General features: G+C 66.7%; 2 protein-coding genes. Both read right to left on the bottom strand.

The features are described 5' to 3' along the window. Positions 1-29: 29 nt before the first annotated feature. Positions 30-2561 (bottom strand): HWE histidine kinase domain-containing protein, encoded by a 2532-nt coding sequence (locus tag WCB02_RS30490; RefSeq protein WP_423963869.1) that lies wholly within the window; start codon positions 2559-2561, stop codon positions 30-32. 10 nt (positions 2562-2571) lie between these two features. Continuing rightward, a partial coding sequence (locus tag WCB02_RS30485; protein ID WP_423963867.1) for a biliverdin-producing heme oxygenase occupies positions 2572-2814 on the bottom strand: 243 nt, incomplete at its 5' end.

The following is a 2814-nucleotide window of genomic DNA, read 5'->3' as shown; positions in this document are numbered from 1 at the left end:
ACCCCACCTTTTCCGAATGCGTCGCGCCGCTACACCAGCCGCGCCAGCGCGTTCTCGACCACTTCCTTGGTGTAGGGCTTCTGGATCACCGGGCTGGCGGCGAGCTCTTCCGGAATCGGCGCGCGTTCGCCGTAGCCGGTGGCGAAGATGAAGGGCACGCCGAGCTCGCGCAGTTTGTGGCCGATGCCGATGCTGCTTTCGCCGCCCAGATTGATGTCGAGCAGCGCAAAGCTCGGCCTTGTGCGCGCGATCGAGGCCAGCGCCTGGCTGACGGAGGCCGCGGTCTCGACGTGACGCGCGCCGAGCTCGAGCAGGATCACCTCCGCGCTCATCGCGATGATCAGATTGTCCTCGACGATCAGCGCGGTATCGGAAATCCGCGGCGGCGCCGGCTGCTTCATCTCGATCCGCGACGGCGCGCCCGAGATCGACGGCATCAGCTCGACATAATTCGCCGGGATCACGAATTTCGCCTGCACCCCGAGCAGGTCGAAACGGATCTCCGCATCGCCCTTGAGATCGAACGGCACCGAGCGCTCGATGATCGTGGTGCCGAAGCCGCGCCGCGACGGCGGCTGCACCGGTGGCCCGCCGCTTTCCTTCCATTCGATCACCAGGCTGGAGCCGGGATCGAGCTTCCATAGCACCTCGACATGGCCGGTGGAATCGGCGAGCGCGCCGTATTTGGCGGAGTTGGTCATCATCTCGTGCACGACCAGCGCCAGCGTGGCGAAGGCCTTGGGATCGAGGGCGACGTCGGGGCCGTCCAGCCTGATGCGGCCGGCGCGGGCGCCGAGATAGGCGCCGGCCTCTGACTCCACCAGCGCCTTGAGCGCGACCGGCGCCCAGTTCAGATTGGTGATCTGGTCGTGGGCGCGGGCCAGCGCCTGGATCCGGCCGCCGAGCACGCTGGCGAATTCCTCGATGCTCGCGGTGTTGTCCTTGCTCTGCGCCACCAGGCCGCGGACCAGGCTCAGGATGTTGCGGACCCGGTGATTGAGCTCGGCGATCATCAGTTCCTGCCGCTCCTGCGCGCCGCGGCGCTCGCGCGCGGCCAGATCGGACAGTTGCAGGATGACTTCGAGCAAGGTGACGCGCAGGCTCTCGGCGATGCGCAGATCCGCCGACGACCATGGCTTCGATTGGCCTGCGACCGTCTCCTGCCACAGCTCGAAGCTCTTGCGCGGGGTCAGGCGGGCGCCGAGCGGTCCCTCTGCATAGGATTTGTTGGGATCGCCGGCCCAGTTGACCGAGCGCAGCACCTCGCGGCGGAAGAAGATCAGGCAATCGCGCGGCGTCCGCGAGATCGGGATGGCAAGGAAGCCGGCGGCGCGATCCCGGAACGATTCGCCGGCGGCATAGACCTTGGCGATTTCGGCGCTGGCGCAGATCCGTCCCGGCGAGGTGCGGTTGATGAAGCCGACGAGGTCCTTGACCTCGCTCTCGGTCGGCGTCTCGCCCTCCAGCGTGATGTGGCCGTCGGACCACACCGCGATCCCGTCGCATGCGATCATCCTGCGATAGTCGGCGATGAAATCGATGATGGCGCGCGGGCTGTGCGCATGGGTGGCCGCCGTCTCCATCAGTTTTTCCTGGATCTGATGGGCGCTGGTTTCGTACGCGACGTCGCTCTCGCGCTCGCGCCCCTCCAGGATCCAGGAGAACATCTGGCCGAACAGCTCGGAGGCGGTGCGCTTCTCGAACGAGATATGGCGTGGCTGGTAGTGATGGCAGGCGAACAGGCCCCAGAGCTTGCCGTCGCGCAGGATCGAGACCGACATCGAGGCGCCGACGCCCATGTTGCGGAGATATTCGATGTGGATCGGCGAGACGCTGCGCAGCACGCTCATCGACAGATCGAGCAGTTCGGCGCTGTGGGTCGCCGTCGATTTCAGCGCCGCCGGGCGCGCATCGATGTCGGCGATGATGCGGAGCCAGTTGCGCTGATAGAGAATCCGCGCCTGCCTGGGAATGTCGGAGGCCGGGTAATGCAGCCCGAGGAACGGCTCGAGCCCCGACGCCGCCGCCTCGGCGATCACCTCGCCCGACCCGTCCGGGTGGAAGCGATACACCATCACCCGATCGAAGCCGGTCAGAACCTTGAGCTGCCGGGCAGCCTCCTGCGCGAGCTCGGCGAGGCCCCTTGTCTTGCGCAGACGGCCGAGCATCAGGCGGACCAGTTCGCCGGAGTTGACGTCCGGCTCGAGCACGCTCGGCTCGGCCTCGACGACGAGATAGGCGCCGGAAAAATGAATTGCGAGATCGAACGGCGGCCGGCCCGACTGCAGCTGCAATCCGAAGATGCGCTCGACCGCATCGGGGCCGCTGAGATAATCGACGCGGGCGCGGATCGCGCGGACCGCAGCCTCCGAGAACACCCGCGAGATCGGGCGCTGCAGCAGCCTGGAAAACTCCATGCCGAGGAAATCGCCGGCATTCTCCGAGGCCATGCAGATCGTGAAGTCGGACAACAGCGTCAACAGGAAGCCGAACGGCTGCACGCTGCCGGGAATGTGGATCGGCTCGCGATCACAGTTGGAGAGGTTGACCTGTTCGTTCATGCGTGTCCGTTCATGCTTGAGCCGCCGTTCTCGCAAACAACGCGAACGCCTGACATGCGCCGTCGACCGCCTCGGCCTCCTCGTCCGCCGTCATGGCTTCCTGCGCGAGCCGGGCCAGAAAACTCCGCCACAGCGGCTGGCCGGCGCCGTGGCCGAGATAGGCCGTGGTCGCCGCGACCAGCGGATCGGCGGATTGCAGGATGGTCCGCAGCAGGAAGGCCGCCCCCAGCCGCGAACCCTCCAGCACATAGAG

The sequence above is a fragment of the Bradyrhizobium sp. genome (genome assembly GCF_049581145.1).
Classification (GTDB): domain Bacteria; phylum Pseudomonadota; class Alphaproteobacteria; order Rhizobiales; family Xanthobacteraceae; genus Bradyrhizobium.
The sequence above is the reverse complement of the archived record's forward strand: the minus strand, read 5'-3'. Positions and strand labels throughout refer to the sequence as shown.